Raw genomic sequence first — 20,723 nt, 5'->3', positions numbered from 1 at the left:
GATAATAGCGCGGCATGGGCGCCTTCTCAATGCGGAGCGGCGGAACTTTGTCGTTCCCTCGCCGCTCCGCATTGGCGTTCGTCAGTGGCCTCCGCCCGCCGCCGCGGCCCTCGCGCCCGGCTTCTGGGCGAGCGGGACGAGGAGAACGATCGCGGCGAAGATCACCGCTAGGACGAGGAACACGTCGGAAAACGCCATCACGAGAGCCTCGCGCTTGGCCGATTGCGCAATCGTCTGCAGCGCAGCAAGTTCGGCATTGGAGCCGAGCGCGGAGAAGCCGCGGGACAAAGCGGTAAACCGTTCGGTCGCCGCAGTGCTGCTCCAGGTCACCGCTTCATGCAGGCGGGCAATGTGCAGGTCCCAACGATCGTTGAGCAGTGTCGTGATCACGGCGAGGCCAACTGCGCCGCCGAGATTTCGCGTGAGGTTGAAAAGGCCCGACGCATTCTTGATCCGCTCCGGCGGCAGTGTTCCAAGCGCCAGCATTGAAACCGGGATCATCGAGGTCATCAGCGCGACGCCGCGCAGCGCCTGGGGGATGAAGAGTTCGGTGAAGGCCCAGTCCTTGGTGATTGGCACCAGTTCGAGGCAGGAGATCGCGAACAGTGACAATCCCGCCGCCATCATCACGCGCGGGTCGAGCCGCTGCGCCAGATTGCCGGCGATCGGCGCCGTGATCATCATGAAGATGCCGGTGACGAACATCGTCTCGCCGATCTGTAGCGAATCATAGCCGCGTACCCGGGCGAGATAGACCGGGTAGAGATAGACGAGGCCATAGAGGCCGACGCCGAGCATGAATGAGAACAGCGAGCCGGTCGCGAAATTGCGGTTGTTGAAGGCCCGGACGTCGACGATCGGCTCCTTCGCCGTCAGCACGCGCCAGAAGAAGGCAATGCCGGCGACGACCGCGACGACGGCGAGAATGGAGATCGTCTCATCCTGGAACCAGTCATTGGTCGAACCTTCCTCGAGCACATATTCAAGGCTGCCGAGAAACGCCGCGAGCGTCGCGAGGCCAAAAAAGTCGAAATGGTTCAGCAGCTTGAGGTTAGGCTTGTCCCAGTCGACGCAGGTGAGCACGCCGATGGTGACCGCAATGCCGGGCAGGACGTTGACGAGGAACAGCCAGTGCCAGGAAAAGAGGTTGGTGAGATAGCCGCCGATCGTCGGGCCAATTGTCGGCGCGAGCGTCGCGATCAGCCCGACGATCGCTGAGACCATCGCCTGCCGGTTCTTCGGGAAGATCGTGAAGGCTGCCGCGAACACCGACGGGATCATGCCGCCACCGATGAAGCCCTGCAGGCCACGCCAGATGATCATCTCGGTGATCGAGTTGGCGGTCGAGCAGCCAATCGAGGTGATGGCAAATCCGCCGGCGGCCACGGCGAACAGGTAGCGCGTCGAGAGCGCACGCCCGAGGAAGCCCGACAGCGGGATCATCACGATCTCGGCGATTAGATAGGCGGTCTGGACCCACGACACTTCGGACGAAGAGGCCGAGAGGCCGGCCTGGATCTCGGCGAGCGACGACGAGACGATCTGGATATCGAGGATCGCCATGAACATGCCGACGCACATGGCGACAAATCCGAGGATTCGCCGGGGCGTCATCACGGGCTGTTCGAATGCGGCTGGTCCGGCCATGGCCGTGCTCCGGAATTCGCGTCGGCGGTCGGCGAGCGGCCTTTCCGGCGTTCTTGTGAACGATCAAATCAAAGTCGAGGGGAAACAGCCGCCGGGGTAGGGACCGCGGATGTTTCCCCTCTCTTTACCTCCCGGGGGAGGATTCTTGCGTCAATTGGCGACGGCGCCCTGTCCGGTGCGCTTGTCGATTTCGACGGTGACCGAAAGGCCGGGGCGCAGCGCTCCGCCAGCGATCACTGAGGCGGGCACGGCAATGCGGACCGGCACGCGCTGCGTGATCTTGGTGAAATTGCCCGTCGCATTGTCGGGCGGCAGCAGGCTGAACACGGAACCTGATGCCGGGGCGACGCTCACCACCTTGCCTTCGAAGCCTTCGCCATCGGCTGCATCGACCGTGACATGGGCAACCGCGCCCGGCCGGATGCCGGCGAGCTGAGTTTCCTTGAAGTTTGCGTCGATATAGACCTCGGTCAGCGGAACAAGTGCCAGCAGGCGCTGGCCCGCGGCGACGTACTCGCCCGGCTGGACCGCACGATTGCCGACAACGCCGTCGAAGGGCGCACGAACGATCGTCCGGTCGAGGTCGAGCTTCCGCTGGTCGAGCGTGGTGCGATACTGGTCGAGCTGGCGTTCAGCCTCCACGCGCTGCGCGACCAGCACCGCGACATTGGCCTCCGCCGATGCGAGACCGGCCTTCGCCGATTCGACCGCGGCTGCTGCCTTGTCGTTGGTGGCCTTCGCCTGATCGACCGACTGCTTGCTGGCGAACTGGCTGGCATTCAGCTGCGTCGCGCGATTGAAGTCGGCAATCGAAAGCTCGCGGTCCGCTTCAGCCGAGGTGATCGATGCCTTGGCCTGGTCCACGGCCGTCTTTGCGGCGGCGATCTGCTTGTCGATGCGATCGAGCGAAGCCTGCTGCGAAGCGATCTGATTCTCCGCGGCGGTGATCGCGACCTTCTGGTCGGAATCATCGAGATAGACGAGCGGATCGCCCACCTTGACCGAGGCATTGTCGACTGCCGTCACGTTGGCGACATAACCCGCGATGCGCGGCGCCACGACGGAGGAGTCCGCGCCGACATAGGCATCATCGGTCGAAATCATGAAGCGTCCGGTGGTCCACCATTCATGGCCGTAATAGCTGCCGGCGAGGATGGCGATCAGCGCGACCGCGCCCAGAATCACGCGGCGCCGACCACCCTTGGCAGGCGGCTTCTCGGCTGGCGCAAGCGGCTGCTGCGCGGCGGGCGTCGGAGCAGGCTCATGAACGGGCGGTGCCGCAGGCGTCGGTGAAGCCGGCGCCTCGGCGGTCTTGCGTTGCGCCGGTGCCAGATCGCTCGATCCGGTATCTCCGGCGTCCTCGACGAGGGCGATTTTTGCCATGGCCCGCTCCTTGGAAGAACTCGATTGACCGAACGGTTCGGTCAGTTGGTGCTTGATTTAGCGGAGCAGGACGCTTAGATCAAGATCGAACTGAACGGTTCGGTCATTTTTTCTACGATGACGGCTCGTATGGGCGTCATCTGGGTTGGTAGGGGAGAATGTTTTTGCTAGCCTTCCCAACTGTCAGGGCCGCATCCGCTCTACTTTTGTGAAAGGCCGCGAGCGCGGTAGAGAGGAAATGGACGTGATCAGTGCCGAAGCCGAGCTGATGGTCGCCGACCAGGGGGCCGCCGGCCATGATCCGCGCAAGCGCAGGCAGATTCTCGACGGCGCGCGGGCCGTCTTTCTCGAGAAGGGCTTCGACGCGGCGAGCATGAACGACATCGCCCGCGTTGCCGGCGTGTCCAAGGGGACGCTCTATGTTTATTTCGAGGACAAGGAGCACCTGTTCGTCGAGCTGATCTCAACCGAGAAGCGCGAAGAACTGTTCAGCGTCATCCAGCTCGACCTTGATAACCATGACGTCGCGGCCGTGTTGACCGATTGCGGCACGCGTCTGGTCGAGATCCTGACCCGTCCTTATTACGTTCGGGCGATGCGGACGGTCTTCTCGATCGTCAACCGAATGCCTGAGATCGGCGCGGAGTTCTACGGCCGCGGCCCGGCGCTGTGCGCCGAGCAGATCGCGGCCTATCTGGCAGTCCAGGTCAAAGCGGGCGTGCTGGAGATCGAGGATTGCGAGCTTGCTGCTTCGCAGTTCATGGAACTCGCCCAGACCGGCGTGCTGCGGAAGCTTCTGTTCGGGATCATCTCGACACCGGACCCCGACGAGATCCGGCAGCGCGTGGCGCGTGCCGTTTCCTTCTTCATGAAGGTATACGGCAAGCCAGCGACGGCCTGAGCGTCTGCGCGCCGGCCTCTGGCCGGCCGCAACGCTCAATGTGCGTCAGCGCACGATGACTTTTGTGCCGATCGGCGTCCGCTCATAGAGGTCGGAAACGTCGTTGTTGACCATGCGGATGCAGCCCGACGACACGTTGTGCCCGATGGTCCAGGGCTCGCTGGTGCCATGGATGCGGAACATCGTGTCGCGGCCGCCGTCATAAAGATACATCGCGCGGGCGCCGAGCGGGTTTTGCGGTCCACCCTTCATCGAGACGGGCAGGATGCGGCCCCTCTGCTTCTCGCGTTGGCGCATTTCCGGCGGCGGCGTCCAGGTGGGCCATTCCGCCTTGCGGCCGACCTTCACCTGACCCTGCCAGCCGAAGCCCTCGCGCCCGACACCGACGCCATAGCGCATGGCCCGGTTGTCGCCTTCGACGAGGTAGAGGAACTTGGCATCCGAATCGATAATGATCGTGCCCGGCGCTGCGTCGGTGACGTAGCGCACGCGCTGGCGTTTGTATTTCATCGGCACCGCCGCGCCTGGCACCGCCTCGACGGGCTGGAGGTCGAAGCCGCCTGAAAAGAGCTTGCGGAAGAAGCCCTCGGCATGCGCATCCCCCGCCGTCAGCGTGATCGCTGCCGCAAGGGCGGCCATCCGAATCATATGCCAGCCAGCCATCCAACCCTCCGTTTCTTGGTCTTCAGCGCAGCCTGTCGAGGACACGGCTGCGATCTGGACGATAAAAAACCCTGCCGGCCGCGGCAAGCGACGCGGATCACATGACGATGACGCGCGTTCCGACGCCCACCCGCGCATAGAGATCGGTCACGTCCTCGTTGCGCATGCGGATGCAGCCCGACGAGACGGCCTTGCCAATCGACCAGGGCTCATTCGAGCCGTGGATGCGATAAAGCGTTGATCCGAGATACATCGCGCGGGCGCCGAGCGGATTGTTGGGGCCGCCCTCCATGTGAACCGGCAGGCCCGGGCGGCGCTTGCGCATTTCCGGCGGCGGCGTCCAGCCGGGCCACTCGGCCTTGCGCGTGATCCGATGCTCGCCGGCCCATTCGAAGCCGGGCTTGCCGACGCCGACGCCGTAGCGGCGCGCCTGGCCGCCAGCCTCGACGAGATAGAGATAGCGGGCATTGGTGTCGATGATGATCGTGCCCGGCCTTTCGGGGCCGTTATAGGCGATGACCGTGGGCAGGAAGGCCGGGTCAAACTGCCGGCTGGCGGGCTTTGCCGCGCGCTGCTGCGGGATCGGCACCGGCGTGATGCTGGAGACCATGACCGGCGCCACCGGCTGGCGCACCGTGCGCTGGGATATGACCGGGCGCTTCTTGCCCGGCGCATATTGCAGCAGCCAGGGCTCCGACAGATCAGGGCTGAGCATCACGGGCGGACGCGGCACATAGCGGTCGTTGGCCTGGGCCGAGGCGGGGAGGGCGACGACGGCCGCAACGGCTGCGGACAGGAAAAGGCTTCGCATGGACGTACTCGACACAAGGCGTCTGGCGACGGGGTTGCGACAGGCGGGCACACCAATGCCCAGGTCTCGGGCCGGTCGCACGCGGCGCTCCGGCTTCGAGGCAAGACTGAGGCACAGGCTGGAAAAGAAGGATGAACGCGCCGTTCCAGCTCGCACCATGGTGAATTTCGGGTTAACGCGCCGCCGCTTGCAGCCTTGGCGGGAGTCGCGCTAGACAAGAACAAACATCGAACGGGGGTCGAGATGGAGCTTGCGGACGGGCTTGTCGCGGGAACAGACGGGCGGGCGCGCTGCTGGTGGAGCAGCGGGCTCGTCGACTATGAGGCCTATCACGACGCGGAATGGGGGCGGCCGGTGACGGAGGATCGCCGGCTGTTCGAGAAGCTCTGCCTCGAAGGCTTCCAGTCGGGCCTCTCATGGCTGACGATCCTGCGCAAGCGCGAGAATTTCCGCCGCGCTTTCGCGAATTTCGAGCCCGCTGCGGTGGCCGAATTCGGCGACGCCGATATCGAGCGGCTGCTGGGCGATGCCGGCATCGTCCGTCATCGCGGCAAGATCGCCTCGACCATTAACAATGCCCGCCGCGCGCTCGATCTCATTGGGACAGAGGGCTCGCTTGCCGCCTATGTGTGGAGCTTCGAGCCGGCGGCTGCCGAGCGTCCGACGCGGTTCGATCGCGCGGCCCTCACCGCCGCCTCGACCTCGCCTGCCTCGATCCGCATGTCGAAAGACCTCAAGAAGCGCGGCTGGAGCTTCGTCGGCCCGACAACCGTCTATGCCTTCATGCAGGCAATGGGGCTCGTCAACGACCACCTCGAAGGCTGCCCCTGCCGGAGCGAAGCCCTGAAGCTGCGCGCCGAGCTGGTCCCCCCGGTCCGCAGGGGCCGGTGAGGGACTGAGCCCGGCCTTAGGCCGGCATCTGGCCGTCGAGGCGGCCGAGCAGGCGTGCCGCGAGCGGGCTGGTGGCGGAGAACACCATCTCGAGCCGCGTGACCGTGACGCTGCGCGCGCCGGCGCCGGTGCGGAGCCATTCGGCGCACTGGTAGACCTTGGACGCCGGGCAATGCAGCGTCAAAGGCCCGAGCGCGGTGCCGAACGGTGCGGTGGCGCCGAAACGGTCGAGCGCGACCATCGCGGCACCCTCGCCGTCGATGACGTCGGCGCGGATCTCGCGCAGCGACCGGCCGGCGGCTTCGGCCTCGATCCGGTCGAGGATGGTGCGCAGCGCGCCGCGGGCACCGCCGCTCCAGTTGGCGGCGATCGAGGCGACGAGATGCGCTTCCGAGCGCAGGATGACGCCGTCACCGATGACCTTGAGCGCGTTGGCCGAAAGCGTCGAACCGGTCGTCGTGATGTCCACGATCAGGTCGGCGGCGCCGGATGCCGGCGCGCCCTCGGTCGCGCCGAGGCTTTCGACGATGCGATAGTCGGCGATGCCGTGCTGATGGAAGAAGCGCCGGGTCAGGTTGACATATTTGGTGGCGACGGTGAGCCAACGGCCATGGCGGGGGCGGAAATCCGCGGCGACGTCATCGAGATCGGCCATGCTCCGAACGTCGATCCAGCCCTCGGGCACGGCGACGACGACATCGGCATGGCCGAAACCGAGCGGCAGGACGAGATCGAGCCGCTCCGCGAAATCCGGTACTTCCTCTTCGACGAGGTCGCGGCCGGTGATGCCAAGATGCACGGTTCCGGCGGCCAGCTCGCGCGTGATCTCGGATGCCGAGAGATAGGCGACCTCGACATCGCCGAGGCCGGCGATGCGGCCGCGATAGGAGCGTTCGCTGCCAGCCTGCTGCACGGGAAGGCCGGCGCGGGTGAAGAAAGCGTTGGCGTTTTCCTGCAGCCGGCCCTTGGAGGGAACGGCGAGGACGAGCGGGGCGGTCATCGGGCCTGCTCCTTCACACGGTCGAGCCAGAGGGCGAACCCGACGGCCGGCACGCTCGCCTTGGCGCCGAGCGCCGGCAGCAAGCGGTCATAGCGGCCGCCGCCCACGACGGGCTGGTCGCCGATGCTGGCGGGATCGTGGATTTCGAAGACGAAGCCCGAATAATAATCGAGCCGGCGGCCAAAGCCCGCCGCAAAATGCAGCCGCCCGATGTCGATGCCGCGGCGCGCGAGGCCCTCCGAACGCTTCTCGAAACTGTCGAGCACGCCGGCCATCTCGATATTCTCGTCCGTGGCGAGGCTCCGCAGGTCAGCAAGCGCCGCCTCCGGCGTTCCGGAAACGCCGAGGAAGCGGCCAATCACCGAACGGGCGCGATCGTCGAGCCCGGCGCCGGCGGCGAGAGACGACTGTTCGAGGAAACGATCGGCGATCTCGCCGGCCGTACGCCCACCGACCGAACGAATGCCGGCGATCGACAGGAGGTCTTCGACGATCCGATGGGCCGCCTCATGGTCGGTGCCGTCGAGGGCCGAGAGGAAGCCGGCATGCGCCGGCGCTTCCGCCGACTTGCCGCCCGAAAGCCGCTCGATCGCAGCATCCAGCCGCGCATCGTCGCCGAAGGCGCGTGCGAGGCGACGCTTCCAGACCTGCGCGATGCCGAGCGCATCAATCACGGCCGAAAACAGCAAGGAGTCGCCGATCCTGACCTCGGGCGCCTCGATGCCGTAGAGCCCTACCGCGTCGATGGCGAGCGCGAGAACGTCGGCATCGGCCGTGACACGATCCGTCCGGCCGAGCGATTCGATGCCGGCCTGATGGAATTCGCCGCTGGCGCCGACCCGGTGACGGAACACCGGCCCGATATAGGCATAGTCGGCCATGCGATGCGCATCGCCGGTCGCGAGGTGGTGCAGGCAGACGGGAATCGTGAATTCCGGGCGCAGGCAGAGTTCGCGCCCATCGACACCCGAGGTCATGTAGAGCCGGCGGCGGAGGTCCTCGCCCGCGACTTCAAGGAAGACGGTGGCGTCCGAGAGGATCGGCGGATCGATGAAGCGATAGCCGGCCTCGGACAGCAGGATGCGCAGCGGCGCGCTGTCGACGGTCATGCGGTCCCTCCTTCGACGATGCGGCGGACGGCTTCGACCATGTCGGCCTCGGCCACCTCCTGCTGCGCCGGGCGGCCCTCGCGCCAGGCGGCATTGTCGGTGATCTCAGTCGACATCTGCTTGCCGAGCGCGAGATCCTTGATCTGCACGACGCCCTTGGCCAGCTCATCGCCGCCCTGGATGATCACGCAGGGGCTGTTGCGCTTGTCAGCATATTTGAGCTGCGCCTTCGGGCCGGAGCCGCCGAGATAAAGCTCGGCGCGGATGCCGGCGTCGCGGATCTGCTTCACCATGCGCTGGTAGTCGCCCATGCGGTCGCGGTCGAACACCGTCACGACAACGGGGCCGGGCTCGGGCATGGTGGAAATCTTGCCAAGCGCCGTCAGCGCCGCCATCAGGCGGGAGACGCCGATCGAGAAGCCGGTGCCCGGCACGCTTTCCGAGCGAAACCGCCCGACCAGCCCGTCATAGCGCCCGCCGCCGCCGATCGAGCCAAACCGCGCCGGCTCGCCCTTGTCGTTGACGGTCTCAAACAGCAACTCAGCCTCGAAGACGGGACCGGTGTAGTATTCGAGGCCGCGGACGACGGAGGGATCGATCTTGATGCGGTCGGGGCCATAGCCCGCTGCGCTGATGAGTGACTGGATTTCTGAAAGTTCGCGCAGCCCTTCCGCTTCAATTCCCGTCGCGTCGGCTGAAGCGCCAGCCTCGGCGGTCAGTCGCGAGACCACCTTGTCGATGGCAGCCTCGTCCAGCCCCGCGCCCTTCGTGAAATCGCCGCTCTCATCCTTACGGCCGGCGCCGAGCAGTAGCCGCACGCCTTCTGGCCCGAACTTGTCGAGCTTGTCGATGGCTCGCAGAACCGTCAGCCGGCGGCCGGCATTCTCGTCACCAGCGAGACCGATCGCCTCCATGACGCCATCGAGCACCTTGCGGTTGTTGACGCGGATGACGTACTGGCCGCGCTCGAGGCCGAGTGCCTCCAGCGTATCGGCCATCATCATGCACATCTCGGCGTCGGCGGCCGGCGAGGCGGCGCCGATCGTGTCGGCGTCGAACTGCATGAACTGACGGAAGCGGCCAGGGCCGGGCTTCTCGTTGCGGAACACCCAGCCCGCGCGATAGCTGCGATAGGGCTTCGGCAGCGCGTCGAAATTCTCGGCGACGATGCGGGCGAGCGGCGCGGTCAGGTCATAGCGCAGCGACAGCCACTGCTCGTCATCGTCCTGGAACGAGAACACGCCCTCGTTTGGCCGGTCCTGGTCGGGCAGGAATTTTCCGAGCGCGTCGGTATATTCGATCAGCGGTGTTTCCACCGGCTCGAAGCCGTACAACTCGTAGACTTCCTTGATCTTGGCGACCATGGCCTCCGTCGCCTTGATCGTGCCGGCATGGCGATCGACGAGCCCGCGCGGGAGCCGCGCCTTGAGGGCGTTCGTCTTCTTGATATCGGCCATGTCGTTCATTCCCGTGTCGCGCGCCCCGGTTCCGGAGCGGTGCGTTTCGTACCCCATCGACCCCCTCGGGGCAACCTTGGCCGCCCCAAACGAAAAGGCCGCCCCGAGGGACGGCCTTGACGAAGTGCTGAAGCGCGAAGGCTCAGAAGGCGCGGCCGAGCTTGGCGTCGACCGAATACTGGTTGGCGCCGCGGAACACGAAATAGAGCGAGGCGAAGAACCAGAGCGCCGGATATTCGAAGCCGCCGGCCTGGGCGAAGAAGCCATTGCCGATATGGACGCTCATGACCGCAACCGCGAGAACGATGGTCGTCGCGACAGCTGCCGGGCGGGTGAACAGGCCGATGGCGAGCAGCAGGCCGCCGACGAATTCGCCGAGGCCGGCGAGAATGACGAGCGGCACAGCCGGCTCGAGGCCGATCTGGCTGAAGAAGCCCGCGGTGCCGCTGATGCCGCCGCCGCCGAAGAGGCCGAACAGCTTCTGGGCGCCATGCGGCACCATCCAGAGGCCGACGGCGACGCGCAGCAGCGCCTCGAACACCGGGGTGGCACGGGAATAGAGGCCGCCAAGGGCGGGCACAATGAGCTTCTGGCTGGAAAGATCGGTCAAGGGATGCACTCCGCAGGGTGAATATGACCGCTGTCTACAGCATTTTCATTGTCTCTGAAAACTGCCCGCACAACTACACACTGTTCAACTTTAGTGGACGACCTCGTGATCCCTTGTGAGGGAGACCGCAAGGCGTCCAGCAGGATCAGGCGGGGAGCGCGGCCGGCGCGGCGTCCTCGACCAGTCGGTGCATGCCGTCCTCTGCCCCGGCGAGGCGCAGGAAGCGCTGATGCAGCGGCACGAGGCTGGAGCGGTGTCCGATCGAGACGACGGTTGCGTCCGGCAGGCGATGGGCGATGAGCCTGTAGATGTCGGCCTCGCCGGCCTCGTCGAGAGCGCTGGTCGCCTCGTCGAGCAGCAGCCAGTCAGGCTTGGCCAGAAGCGCGCGGGCGATCGCGATTCGCTGCTGCTCGCCGCCCGAAAGCCGGTTGCCCCAGTTGGCCGGCTCGTCGATCTCGGCCGCAAGCTTGCCGAGGCCGACAGCGCCGAGCACGTCGGCAACCTCCGCATCGGAGATCGCCTCGGGCTCGCGCGGATAAGCGAGCGCGGCGCGGAGCGTTCCGAGCGGCATATAGGCGTTCTGCGGCAGGATGAGCAGGTCGGCATCAGCGGGGATGTGCACGCCGCCGCCGCCGAACGGCCAGATGCCGCCAAGTGCGCGGAAGAGGCTTGTCTTGCCCGAGCCCGAGGGGCCGGTAACCAGCACGCTCTCGCGCGGCTGAAGCAGCAATTCGGGCACTTCGACGACCGGGCGGCCATCTGGCAGGCGCACCACGAGATTCTCGATCGCGAGGCTGGTGGCACTGTTGTCGCGGGCAAGCTTCGGGCCTTGTTCGGCCTCTGCCTCCACGGTGACGAGCGACCGATCGAAGCCGTCGAGACGATCGACGACCGCCTTCCAGACAGCCATCGTGTCGTAGTTGTCGACGAAGAAGGACAGCGCAGCCTGAACGATGCCGAAGGCCTGTGCGATCTGCATCAGGCGACCTAGTTCCATGTCGGTCGTGAAATAAACCGGCCCCACGACGAAGAACGGGAAGATGATGGCGAGCTGGCCAAAGCCGCTTTGATAGAAGTTCAGCCATTTCTGGCGGAGCATCATTTGGAAGAAATTGCCGACGACGTTCTGGAAGCGCCCGCCGAGCTGCGCGCGCTCGGCCGGTTCGCCACGGAGAAGCGCGATTTCCTCGCCGTTCTCGCGGTCGCGCACCAGCGCGAACCGGAAATCCGCCTCGTAGCGCTGCTGCATGAAGTTGATCTTGACCAGCGCCCGGCCGATCCAGTGAGCAAGGAAGGTGCCGATGATCGAGTAGATCAGCGCTGCCCAGACCAGATAGCCGGGAATGTGATAGCTCTGCCCGAACAGGAGCAGCGGCTGATCTCCCGAAAGACGCCACAGGATGAAGATGAAGGAGACGAGCTGGACGATCTGCCCCAGAATGGCGACGCCGATCTGCAGCGTGAGATCCACGAACTGCTGAGTGTCCTCGGCAATGCGCTGGTCCGGGTTGTCGGACGGGTTGCCGGAAAGGCGCAGGCGATAGTGCCTGGCTTCGGCCATCCAGCGGCCGATATACTGCGCGACCATCCACTCGCGCCACCGGATCTGCAGCCACTGCCTCAGATAGGTCTTGTACGTGCCGGAAAGGATGCTGAGCGCCGCGATCCACGAGAAGACGAAGAACATCTGGTGGACGAATTCGGCCCAGTCCTTCTTCTGCACCGCGTTGTAGAAGTCGTTATTCCAGGTGTTGTACTGGACATTAAGCCAGACGCCAAACAACTGCAGGCCGATCACGACCACGAGCATCCCGATCGCGAACCGTTTCTTGTCCGAGCGGAAATACGGGATGGCGAGCCGCGCGACTGTCTTCAAGTCATTGCGAATGCCGGACAGATTCATTCTCGTCTCCGATCAGGACAGGCCGGCGGACTATGCTGAATGCCGCCTGTCGGCGTGCTTGCCGGAACATTACCGGAAGATGACAGGTGCGTCCGCGCGACGATGACCGCTTGCTGCCTCTGCGACTAATTGTCGATCGCTGGGCAGGGGGACGTGACGGCGCGGAGCAGTCGCCCCGTTCCATCTGCCGTCATTGCCGGGTTTGACCCGGCAATCCAGCCCTTCGGTGGCCTGATGTACCGCCGCAGGGAGGGGACGGGTGGACGACCGGCTCTATTGAATGAGCGACCCGGCCATGCCCGCGCAATACGGGGAGGGAACGCTGGATTGCCGGGTCAAGCCCGGCGATGACAGAAGAGCGAGCAAGTGACCACTGGCCTTGCGTCGGCCGAATGTCGCTCCGGCCTAGAACGGCCAGAGCTTGGTGATGTCGAATTTCTTCATCTTCGCCTTCGGCGGATCCGACATCGGCGAGTTCGGATCGGGCTCGCGATAGGCCGTCGGCGGCTCGGTCAGATATTTGCGGACCGGATTGCCGTTGGCGTCGACGGAGCCGCGCTTGCTCTTGTGCATTTCGTCCCAGGCCTTCTTGCCCTCGGCGCGACGCTGCGCGTCATAGGCATTGGCGCTCGCCTGGGCGTTGCCGATCGAGGTCTGACCGGCTGGCAGGACGAAGTTGGGCGACGGCTGGCCGAACGAGGCCTGCTTCGCGGCCTTGCGCTGCTGCGCATCGACGTCGGGATCCTTGGGCCAGTTCGGATCCGATTCGACCGAAGCCACGGCAACGCTGGTTGCGCCCGAGCCAGGCACGGGCAGCGCGCTCGCATTGGGCGGAGCCACGACATTGCCGCGCGGGCGATAGTCGATCGGCGGCGTCTTGTTGCCGCCAAGGCTTGCGATGCCCATCAGGTCGGTCACCGTCTGCTGCTCGGGCGAAACGCCGGTGCCATAGGTCGTGCCTGAACAGGCGGCGACGAGGCCGGCAAGGATGCTGATAGCCGGCAGGGCGGCAAGACGCGGTATGCTGAATGCGAGCATGTCGACGGGTTACTCCTCGGCGCCCGGCGGTGGACGCAGCATGATCGCCGCAGTTTAAGACGATGAAACCGGCGAAATTCCGGCACGCGTGTGCGGCCGTTTCTAAGCGATCGTTTCTCCCTCGGCAACATCGCTGCTGCCGGCAAGGCGCAGATCGATGGCCGAGCCTGGTCCGGCGGCGGCAAGAATGGCCCGCGAGGCCAGCGAATCAAGGTCCATCTGCGCGATGAGCGCCTCGATCGATGCGAAGCGTTCCTCGCCGCGCAGGAACGCATGGAACGTGACCGCGACGTCCTCGCCATAGAGATCGTCGGCGAAATCGAAGACATGCACTTCGAGGATCACGGCGCCATTGTCGAAGGTCGGCCGGCGGCCATAGCTTGCGACGCCCGGAAGCACCGTGCCGTCCGCGCGCGTCAGCGTCACCGCATAGACGCCCAGCGCCAGGCCGCAATCGGCGGGCAGGCGGATATTGGCGGTCGGATAGCCGAGTTCGCGCCCGCGCTTGTCGCCATGCTGGACGGAACCGACGACGAACCAGCGATAGCCAAGCTCGCTATTCGCGAGCGCGATATCGCCCTGTTCGAGAAACTGGCGGATGCGGCTCGCCGAGAAGGGCGCGCCGAAGTCATCGGTCACGGCTCCGACGACGGAGGTCGAGAATCCATATCGCTCGCCCGCACTCATGAGGAAGCCTGGCGAGCCCTGCCGGTCATGCCCGAACTGGAAGTCGTGCCCGACAACGACCGTGCTGATGCCAAGCCGTTTCACCAGCACTTCGGCGACGAATTCCTCGGCGCTGACCTTCGCGAATTCGGCGTCGAATCGGGCGACCACCACGCCGTCGAGCCCGAAGGCGCCGGCCAGCCTTGCCTTGGCCTCAAGCGGCGTCAGGCGGAACAGCTGTTCGCCGGGCCGCAGCACCGTGCGCGGATGCGGCTCGAAGGTCAGCATCAGCGCCGCCGTGCCGCGCGCATCCGCTTCGGTCCGACTGGCGGTGAACAGCGCGTGATGTCCGCGATGCATGCCGTCGAAATTGCCGATGGCGAGCGCCGAGCCGCGCAGAAGGGCAGGGACATCGTCAAGCGGAATGAGGGGAGCCGCCGTCAGCATCGGTCCGTTGTGGAAATCGTGAGTAAAAGGGCCGGCGCTCTCAACAGAGCCGTGCGCAGCGGAAACTGGCCGCTCGGCACGCATCCGTCAAGGCGGCGGGGGCGTATCATCAGGGCAGCCACTACCAGACAAGGCTCGGTAGGAAGGCCGTGGCTCCGAGGCCTTCGTCCTCGAGAAACCGGTGCACCGCAGCCGTGTCGGGTGCGTCCGCCGGGCCGAAATGGCCGGAATGGATGCCGCCGGTGACGAACAGCACGTCGATCCCGTGTCGGTAAGCCCCGGCGAGGTCGGTCGGCGCGCCGTCGCCGATCGCGAGGACGCGGTCGAGGGCGATCGGGCCGCTGCGAATCGCGGCGACGCGCTCAAGTGCGGCGTCGTAAATCGGTGGGTGCGGCTTGCCGGCAACGGACGTCGATCCGCCGAGCGCGTCATAGCGTGCTGCCAAGGCGCCGGCGCAATAGACCAACTGATGACCGCGTTCGACGACGATGTCTGGATTGGCGCAGATCATCGGCAGCCCGCGCGCCGCGAGCGCGGCGAGTTCCGCCTCATAGTCTTCGGGCGTCTCATGAATATCGTCGCGAAGGCCGGTGCAGGAGACAATCTCGGCCTCATCGACGCTCGCAAGCGGCAGGTCGAGGCCCTCATAGAGCGACAAATGCTGTTCCGGGCCGATATGGCGCAGCCGGGCCGGGGCCTTTGCTGCGAGGAGTTCGCGTGTCACGTCGCCCGAGGTGACGATCGCGTCATAGGACGCCGCGGGAACGCCGAGCTCAGCGATCTGCTCGACGATGAAGGGGCTCGTCCTCGGCGCATTGGTAATGAGAACGACCGTTCCGCCTGCGGCGCGGAAGGCCGCGAGGGCGGCGCGGGCCGGCGGGAAGGACGCCACGCCGTTGTGCAGGACGCCCCAGACATCGCAAAGCACCGCGTCATAACGCGGCGCCAGTGCAGCGAGACCCGATATGGGGCCGGGTGCGGAATAATTGGCCATGCGCAAGCGCCTATTGGTTTGCAGTTCGAGGGTCAAGCGCAACGCGCAGGCTTCCAGCGTGATAATGCAATGCAGCAATAATGCTGCAACGCAACGTGTTTGTGGAACTCTTTGTTTACCCTGTCCTGCCAGTCTCGATCTCGACAGCGGGAATGCCGCGTCGGAAGAGGGGTCTTCCTGAAATGGGGTTTGTCGGCGGCTCGCAAGGGCCCGTCCAGATTGTGATCGTCGATGCCGATCCGGTGCAGCGCCGGATTGCGGCCGGCCACGCAAGCATGCTGTCCGGCGCGATCGCGGCGCCTGTGGCATTCGCGACGCGGGCCGAGGCGATCGGCATCCTCGCCCGCGACAAGCGCGCCGTCGTGCTCGCCGATCTCGAAACCGTGGGCGGCGCCGAGGCCCTGACTGTCTTTTCCGAAGGATCGTCGCGTGTCATCGCGACCAGCGCGCGCGGCTCGCTGAACACGGCTGTTGCCGCGATGCGCGCCGGCGCTGTCGACTATCTCCAGAAGCCGTTCGGCGCCGCCGCGCTCATCGAGCGTCTCGAGGCAGCCATCAAAGCCTGGGACACCACTGCTTCGCCCGAGCCCGGGACGCCTGCGAAGGTGCAACCTGCGGCCGCTGGCTTGCCGCAGCGCCAGGGCTTTGAGAATTTCGTCGGCCGCTCCCCGGCCATGCTCACCGTGTTCGAACAGATCGAGCGCATCGCGCCGTCGCGTGCGCCGGTCTTCATCACGGGGGAGAGCGGCACCGGCAAGGAAGTCTGCGCCGAGGCGCTGCATGCCCGCTCCGGGCGCGGCGCCAAGCCCTTCATCGCCATCAATTGCGGCGCCATCCCGAAAGATCTCATGGAAAGCGAGATCTTCGGCCATGTGCGCGGCGCCTTTACCGGCGCCACCGAGACGCGGGCCGGCGCGGCCGAGCTCGCCGACGGCGGCACGCTGTTTCTCGACGAGATCGGCGAAATGGATCTCGGCCTGCAGGCCAAGCTGCTGCGCTTCATCCAAAGCGGCACGGTGCAGCGGGTTGGCGACGCCGCCGTCCGCCGCGTCGATGTGCGGATCGTCAGTGCTACCAACCGCGATCCCTTTGCCGAGATCGCGGCCGGGCGATTCCGCGAGGATCTGTTCTACCGGCTGCATGTCCTGCCGATCCATATGCCCCCGCTCCGCGAGCGCGGGCAGGACATCCTCCTGCTCGCCAGCGCCTTCCTTGCGCGCTATGCAGCCGAGGAAGGGCGCTCGTTCCGCGGCTTTGCGGCAGACGCCGCCGAGCGCCTGATCTGCCATCCCTGGCCGGGCAATGTCCGCGAGCTGCAGAACGCCATCCGCCGCACAGTGGTGCTGAATCACGGCGGCGAGGTTACGGCCGCGATGCTGCCGGCAACCATCCGCAGCGCCGCTCAGCCGGTACGGATGGCGGAGGTCCCGGGTCCGGAGCGCCAAAGCGTCGAACCGATCATGCCCTTCTGGGAACAGGAGCGTTCGATCATCGAGAGCGCTGTCGGCGCCTTTGCGGGCAATATCGCGCGTGCCGCCGCGGCGCTTGAGATCAGCCCCTCGACGATCTACCGCAAGCGCCAGGCCTGGCAGGAAAAGCGGACGGCCTGAAGCAGCATCTTCTGCCGCCGATGCTCAGCCACCGAAAGGCTTGCACCGCGCTCGCCGGAGCTGCATGTTCCGCCGGAAGGGACTGATTTCGGGCGCGTTTTTGCGCCTTGCGAGGGGTGGGGTCATGAGGTCAAGGGCGTCCCGGCTTTCCGGGATTGCGGTGGCAAGCGCGTTTGCGCTCGCCCTGTCGGGAGTGGTTGCGACGGCCGGTGAGGTCGCCAGCAAGGCGAGCGAGGCGGAAACGCTGCTCGGCGAGGGCAAGATGGCCGAGGCGATCGACGCGCTCGACGCATCGGTGGAGGCGTTCTGGAAGGCCGCGCCGCTTTCGTTCCGCAAGGCGCTGTTCGTCGACAGCGTGACCGGCTTTGGTGAATTCCAGCCCCGGGCGAACGCCGCCTTTGCGCCGAGTTCGGAACTGAAGATTTATGTCGAGCCGGTCGGCTTCGGCTGGAAGGAGGTCACGGAGGGCGAGACTGTCACGTTCCGGACCTCGATCGAGATCCGCAGCGATAAGGGGCTCATCCTCGCCAAGTCGGCGTCCCCGGCCGTTCTGGAAAAAACCAGCCGCAGCAAGAGCCGCGATTTCCATATCACGGTGACCTTCGACCTGCCCGCGCTGAAGCCGGGACCTTACAAGCTGATCCTGACGGTCACCGACGAGGCCACCGGCAAGTCGGCGCCGATCGAGCTTCCGCTGACGATTTCCTGACAACGACAGAGCTGCCTGTGACGCCGCTCACTGCGCCCCACCGGCAGCCATGGTGGAGACGTGCGTCCGCCGGCTGTCCCGGGAACCATCGGGAGCTTTCATGGCAAGCGTCTATGATCTGAAGCCGCGTTTCCAGGCGCTGCTGCGTCCTCTGGTGCGCCAACTCGCACGGCTGGGAATCATTGCCAATCAGGTCACGATCGCCGCGGCGCTGCTCAGCCTCGCGGCCGGCGCGGCCCTCGCGCTGCTGGCCGGCAGCCGCGCCAGCCTCTTGCTGATGCCGCTGGTTCTCTTCCTGCGCATGGCGCTGAATGCCATCGACGGCATGCTGGCGCGCGAGCATGGGCAGAAGTCTCGGCTTGGCGCGCTGCTGAACGAGATCGGCGACGTGGTCTCCGACGGCGCGCTCTATCTCGCCCTGGTGCCGGCTCTGGCGCCCTTTGGAGCAACCGCTGCGCCGATCATCGTCTTCGTCTTCGCAGCCGTGCTGACTGAGTTCACCGGCGTGCTCGGTCTGACGATCGGCGGGCAGCGGCGCTATGACGGTCCGATGGGCAAGTCGGATCGCGCCGCCGCCATCGGCTTCGTCACGTTCATTATCGCCTTAGGCGTCCGCGGCGGCGTCTGGCTGGATGTGGTCATGACCCTGCTGGCGCTTCTCGCGATATGGACGTCCGTCCGCCGCGCGCGGGCCAGCCTCGGAGAAACCCCATGAGCGGCGCAAATGTCGGCCAGATGGTCGTCGACGTCCTGGCCGGGCGCGGCCTTCCGCCCGCGCTCGCCGCCACGATTGCCATCATTCTGGCCGGTCTCGTTTTCGCGTCGGTGTTCGTGCGTCTGCGGCGTCCGGCTGACGATGCGGCAGCCGCGAAGCGGCGCGAGCTGAAGGCGCGGATCCGTTCCTGGTGGGTGATGGTGACGATCCTCGTCGCCGCTCTCCTGATCGGGCGAACCGCGATGGTTGTCCTCTTCGCCTTTGTGAGCTATCTGGCGCTCAAGGAGTATCTGACCATCATTCCGACGCGCCGCGCCGATCGCGTCGTGCTGCTCATCGCCTATCTGGCTGTGCCCATCCAGTATTATTGGGTTGGCACGGCTTGGTACGGCATGTTCGTGATCTTCGTACCCGTCTACATGTTCCTGATCCTGCCGGGTGCCCTCGTGCTGCGCGGCGAGACCAGCGGTTTCCTGAAGGCAGCGGGAACGTTGCATTGGGGGCTGATGATCGCGGTATTTGCGCTCAGCCATGCTGCCTATCTGCTCGCGGTGCCGCCGCCGGGCTCGCCGGAGGGGACCGGCGCCGGCCTGCTCGTCTTTCTCATCATCGCGACCGAGTTCAACGATGTCGCGCAATTCATGTGCGGGCGCAGGTTTGGCCGCCATAAGATCACGCCGAAGGTTTCGCCCAATAAGACCGTCGAAGGCTTCGTCGGCGGTCTCGTCGCGACCGTCCTGCTTTCAGCTGTACTCGCGCCGCAGCTGACGCCGATCACGATGCCGGCCGGCGCCGCGATCGGAGCGCTGCTGGCCGTCGCCGGCTTCTTCGGCGACATCGTCATGTCGGCGATGAAGCGCGACCTCGGCATCAAGGACACAGGCACCATGCTGCCCGGCCATGGCGGCATTCTCGACCGCATCGACAGCCTCGTCTTCACGGCGCCGCTGTTCTTCCACACCATCCGCTACTTCTATTTCTGAGCGAGAGCATGCGCCTCCATCTCCGTTCGCTGCTCCGCCTGCTGTTCTTCGCGCTTGTCGTCAGGCCGTTCCTGCTCGTCGCGATCGGCCTTGCCGTGCGCCATCGCGAGCGGCTGCCGAAGAAGGGACCGCTCATCATTGCGGCCAACCATAACAGCCATCTCGATACGCTGGCCCTGATGGCGCTCTTCCCGCTGCGGCAGCTGCGCCGCGTGCATGCCGTGGCAGCGGCCGACTATTTCCTGCAGAACCGCTTCCTGAAATGGTTCGCGCTTGACCTGCTTGGGATCATCCCTGTCGAGCGCGGCGCCACGAAGGGCGGCAAGGATCCGCTGGCGGGCGCGCTCGAAGCGCTCGACCGCGGCGAGATCCTGATTATCTTTCCCGAAGGGTCACGCGGCGAACCTGAACTCCGCCAGGCTTTCAAGCGCGGCATCGGCTATATAGCCCGCCGACGGCCGGATGTTCCGGTGTTGCCGGTGTTCCTGCGCGGCTTCGGCCGCGTGCTGCCGAAGGGCGATCATCTTCCTGTCCCATTCTTCTGCGACATCGTCATCGGCGCGCCGATGCAGGGCGCAGGCGAAGGCTTCATGCAGCGGCTCGAAAAGACCGTCGACGAGCTCGCCGCCGAGACGCCAAACCCTGAATGGGTGTGAGTGCGGCGAACAAAAATGCGCGGTCCCTCGAGGCGCGCGCCTTGACATCTCTGTCCCCGCGACCTAGATCGACTGCGCACGTTGGCACTCGCCTATCGGGAGTGCTAACAGCCCAGTTCATCTGAAGTTCCGCGTTCAGCGGAAGTTTCACGCGAGGAGAAGATTACGATGGGTTTCCGTCCTCTGCATGACCGCGTCGTCGTCCGTCGCCTTGAAGGCGAAGAGAAGACCAAGGGCGGCATCATTATCCCGGACACCGCCAAGGAAAAGCCGCAGGAAGGCGAAGTCGTCGCCGTCGGCCCGGGTGCCCGTGACGAGGCCGGCAAGCTGGTCGCTCTCGACGTCAAGGCTGGCGATCGCATCCTGTTCGGCAAGTGGTCGGGCACGGAAGTCAAGATCGACGGCGAAGATCTCCTGATCATGAAGGAGTCTGACATTCTTGGCGTGATCGAGACCAAGGCTGCCGGCAAGAAGGCCGCGTAAGGGACATCCCTTCACGCGGTTTTTTATTGTCCAGTTAGCATAACAAG

20 protein-coding genes are annotated in these 20,723 nt (G+C 65.6%); 8 read left to right on the top strand and 12 right to left on the bottom strand.

The features are described from left to right. Positions 1-81 precede the first annotated feature (81 nt). Entirely contained in the window at positions 82-1,647 is a 1,566-nt protein-coding gene (locus BUB39_RS03035) for a DHA2 family efflux MFS transporter permease subunit (protein ID WP_073051542.1), read from the bottom strand. 150 nt (positions 1,648-1,797) lie between these two features. After that, positions 1,798-3,030, bottom strand: a complete 1,233-nt coding sequence (locus tag BUB39_RS03030) for an HlyD family secretion protein (protein ID WP_073051541.1) — start codon at positions 3,028-3,030, stop codon at positions 1,798-1,800. A gap of 244 nt (positions 3,031-3,274) precedes the next feature. Here BUB39_RS03030 and BUB39_RS03025 point away from each other — a divergent pair, with 244 nt between their 5' ends. Then, positions 3,275-3,931, top strand: coding sequence for a TetR/AcrR family transcriptional regulator (locus BUB39_RS03025; RefSeq protein ID WP_175561717.1), 657 nt, complete (start codon positions 3,275-3,277; stop codon positions 3,929-3,931). 45 nt (positions 3,932-3,976) lie between these two features. Here BUB39_RS03025 and BUB39_RS03020 read toward each other — a convergent pair whose 3' ends face one another. Continuing rightward, positions 3,977-4,594 (bottom strand): L,D-transpeptidase, encoded by a 618-nt coding sequence (locus tag BUB39_RS03020; protein WP_244540132.1) that lies wholly within the window; start codon positions 4,592-4,594, stop codon positions 3,977-3,979. Positions 4,595-4,691: 97 nt separating this feature from the next. Then, on the bottom strand, positions 4,692-5,405 hold the full coding sequence (locus BUB39_RS03015) for a L,D-transpeptidase (RefSeq protein ID WP_073051539.1): 714 nt from the start codon (positions 5,403-5,405) through the stop codon (positions 4,692-4,694). A gap of 243 nt (positions 5,406-5,648) precedes the next feature. Here BUB39_RS03015 and BUB39_RS03010 point away from each other — a divergent pair, with 243 nt between their 5' ends. Further along, positions 5,649-6,296: a DNA-3-methyladenine glycosylase I gene (locus tag BUB39_RS03010; RefSeq protein WP_073051538.1), complete on the top strand. Its 648-nt coding sequence runs from the start codon at positions 5,649-5,651 to the stop codon at positions 6,294-6,296. A 16-nt stretch (positions 6,297-6,312) separates the two neighbouring features. On the opposite strand, the gene hisG is transcribed toward BUB39_RS03010, so the two are convergent. From hisG to BUB39_RS02970, 8 genes are all read right to left on the bottom strand, one after another. After that, positions 6,313-7,296: an ATP phosphoribosyltransferase gene (gene hisG / locus BUB39_RS03005; protein WP_073051537.1), complete on the bottom strand. Its 984-nt coding sequence runs from the start codon at positions 7,294-7,296 to the stop codon at positions 6,313-6,315. Further along, on the bottom strand, positions 7,293-8,405 hold the full coding sequence (locus BUB39_RS03000; protein WP_073051536.1) for an ATP phosphoribosyltransferase regulatory subunit: 1,113 nt from the start codon (positions 8,403-8,405) through the stop codon (positions 7,293-7,295). The genes hisG and BUB39_RS03000 overlap by 4 nt, the downstream gene beginning before the upstream one ends. Continuing rightward, entirely contained in the window at positions 8,402-9,862 is a 1,461-nt protein-coding gene (hisS, locus tag BUB39_RS02995) for a histidine--tRNA ligase (RefSeq protein ID WP_073052715.1), read from the bottom strand. The genes BUB39_RS03000 and hisS overlap by 4 nt, the downstream gene beginning before the upstream one ends. Positions 9,863-10,004: 142 nt before the next feature. Continuing rightward, the gene (locus BUB39_RS02990; protein WP_084527098.1) at positions 10,005-10,472 is read right to left on the bottom strand and encodes a DoxX family protein; all 468 of its coding nucleotides are present in this window, start codon (positions 10,470-10,472) and stop codon (positions 10,005-10,007) included. 145 nt (positions 10,473-10,617) lie between these two features. Then, on the bottom strand, positions 10,618-12,375 hold the full coding sequence (locus tag BUB39_RS02985; RefSeq protein WP_084526849.1) for an ABC transporter ATP-binding protein/permease: 1,758 nt from the start codon (positions 12,373-12,375) through the stop codon (positions 10,618-10,620). 405 nt (positions 12,376-12,780) lie between these two features. Continuing rightward, positions 12,781-13,413, bottom strand: coding sequence for a hypothetical protein (locus BUB39_RS02980; protein ID WP_073051535.1), 633 nt, complete (start codon positions 13,411-13,413; stop codon positions 12,781-12,783). Positions 13,414-13,515: 102 nt separating this feature from the next. Then, entirely contained in the window at positions 13,516-14,526 is a 1,011-nt protein-coding gene (locus tag BUB39_RS02975) for a bifunctional riboflavin kinase/FAD synthetase (protein WP_073051534.1), read from the bottom strand. 121 nt (positions 14,527-14,647) lie between these two features. Next, on the bottom strand, positions 14,648-15,520 hold the full coding sequence (locus tag BUB39_RS02970; protein ID WP_073051533.1) for a TIGR01459 family HAD-type hydrolase: 873 nt from the start codon (positions 15,518-15,520) through the stop codon (positions 14,648-14,650). 182 nt (positions 15,521-15,702) lie between these two features. Between BUB39_RS02970 and BUB39_RS02965 the strand changes: the two genes are divergently transcribed. The 6 genes from BUB39_RS02965 to groES all read left to right on the top strand — a co-directional run bounded on the left by BUB39_RS02965 (position 15,703) and on the right by groES (position 20,676). Beyond that, positions 15,703-17,130: a sigma-54-dependent transcriptional regulator gene (locus BUB39_RS02965; protein WP_073051532.1), complete on the top strand. Its 1,428-nt coding sequence runs from the start codon at positions 15,703-15,705 to the stop codon at positions 17,128-17,130. A gap of 160 nt (positions 17,131-17,290) precedes the next feature. Beyond that, the gene (locus BUB39_RS02960; RefSeq protein WP_073051531.1) at positions 17,291-17,839 is read left to right on the top strand and encodes a hypothetical protein; all 549 of its coding nucleotides are present in this window, start codon (positions 17,291-17,293) and stop codon (positions 17,837-17,839) included. Positions 17,840-17,939: 100 nt separating this feature from the next. Then, positions 17,940-18,554: a CDP-alcohol phosphatidyltransferase family protein gene (locus BUB39_RS02955; protein WP_073051530.1), complete on the top strand. Its 615-nt coding sequence runs from the start codon at positions 17,940-17,942 to the stop codon at positions 18,552-18,554. After that, positions 18,551-19,537 carry a phosphatidate cytidylyltransferase gene (locus tag BUB39_RS02950; protein WP_244540131.1) on the top strand — a complete coding sequence of 329 codons (987 nt, stop codon included), beginning with the start codon at positions 18,551-18,553 and terminating at the stop codon, positions 19,535-19,537. The genes BUB39_RS02955 and BUB39_RS02950 overlap by 4 nt, the downstream gene beginning before the upstream one ends. 8 nt (positions 19,538-19,545) lie before the next feature. After that, positions 19,546-20,193, top strand: coding sequence for a lysophospholipid acyltransferase family protein (locus BUB39_RS02945; RefSeq protein WP_073051529.1), 648 nt, complete (start codon positions 19,546-19,548; stop codon positions 20,191-20,193). 168 nt (positions 20,194-20,361) lie between these two features. Next, complete coding sequence (gene groES, locus BUB39_RS02940; RefSeq protein WP_073051528.1) at positions 20,362-20,676, top strand: co-chaperone GroES; 315 nt, start codon at positions 20,362-20,364, stop codon at positions 20,674-20,676. Positions 20,677-20,723 lie beyond the last annotated feature (47 nt).

Origin of the sequence: Kaistia soli DSM 19436 (genome assembly GCF_900129325.1) — a bacterium.
Classification (GTDB): Bacteria; Pseudomonadota; Alphaproteobacteria; order Rhizobiales; family Kaistiaceae; genus Kaistia; species Kaistia soli.
This window is presented reverse-complemented; position numbering and strand designations above follow the sequence as displayed.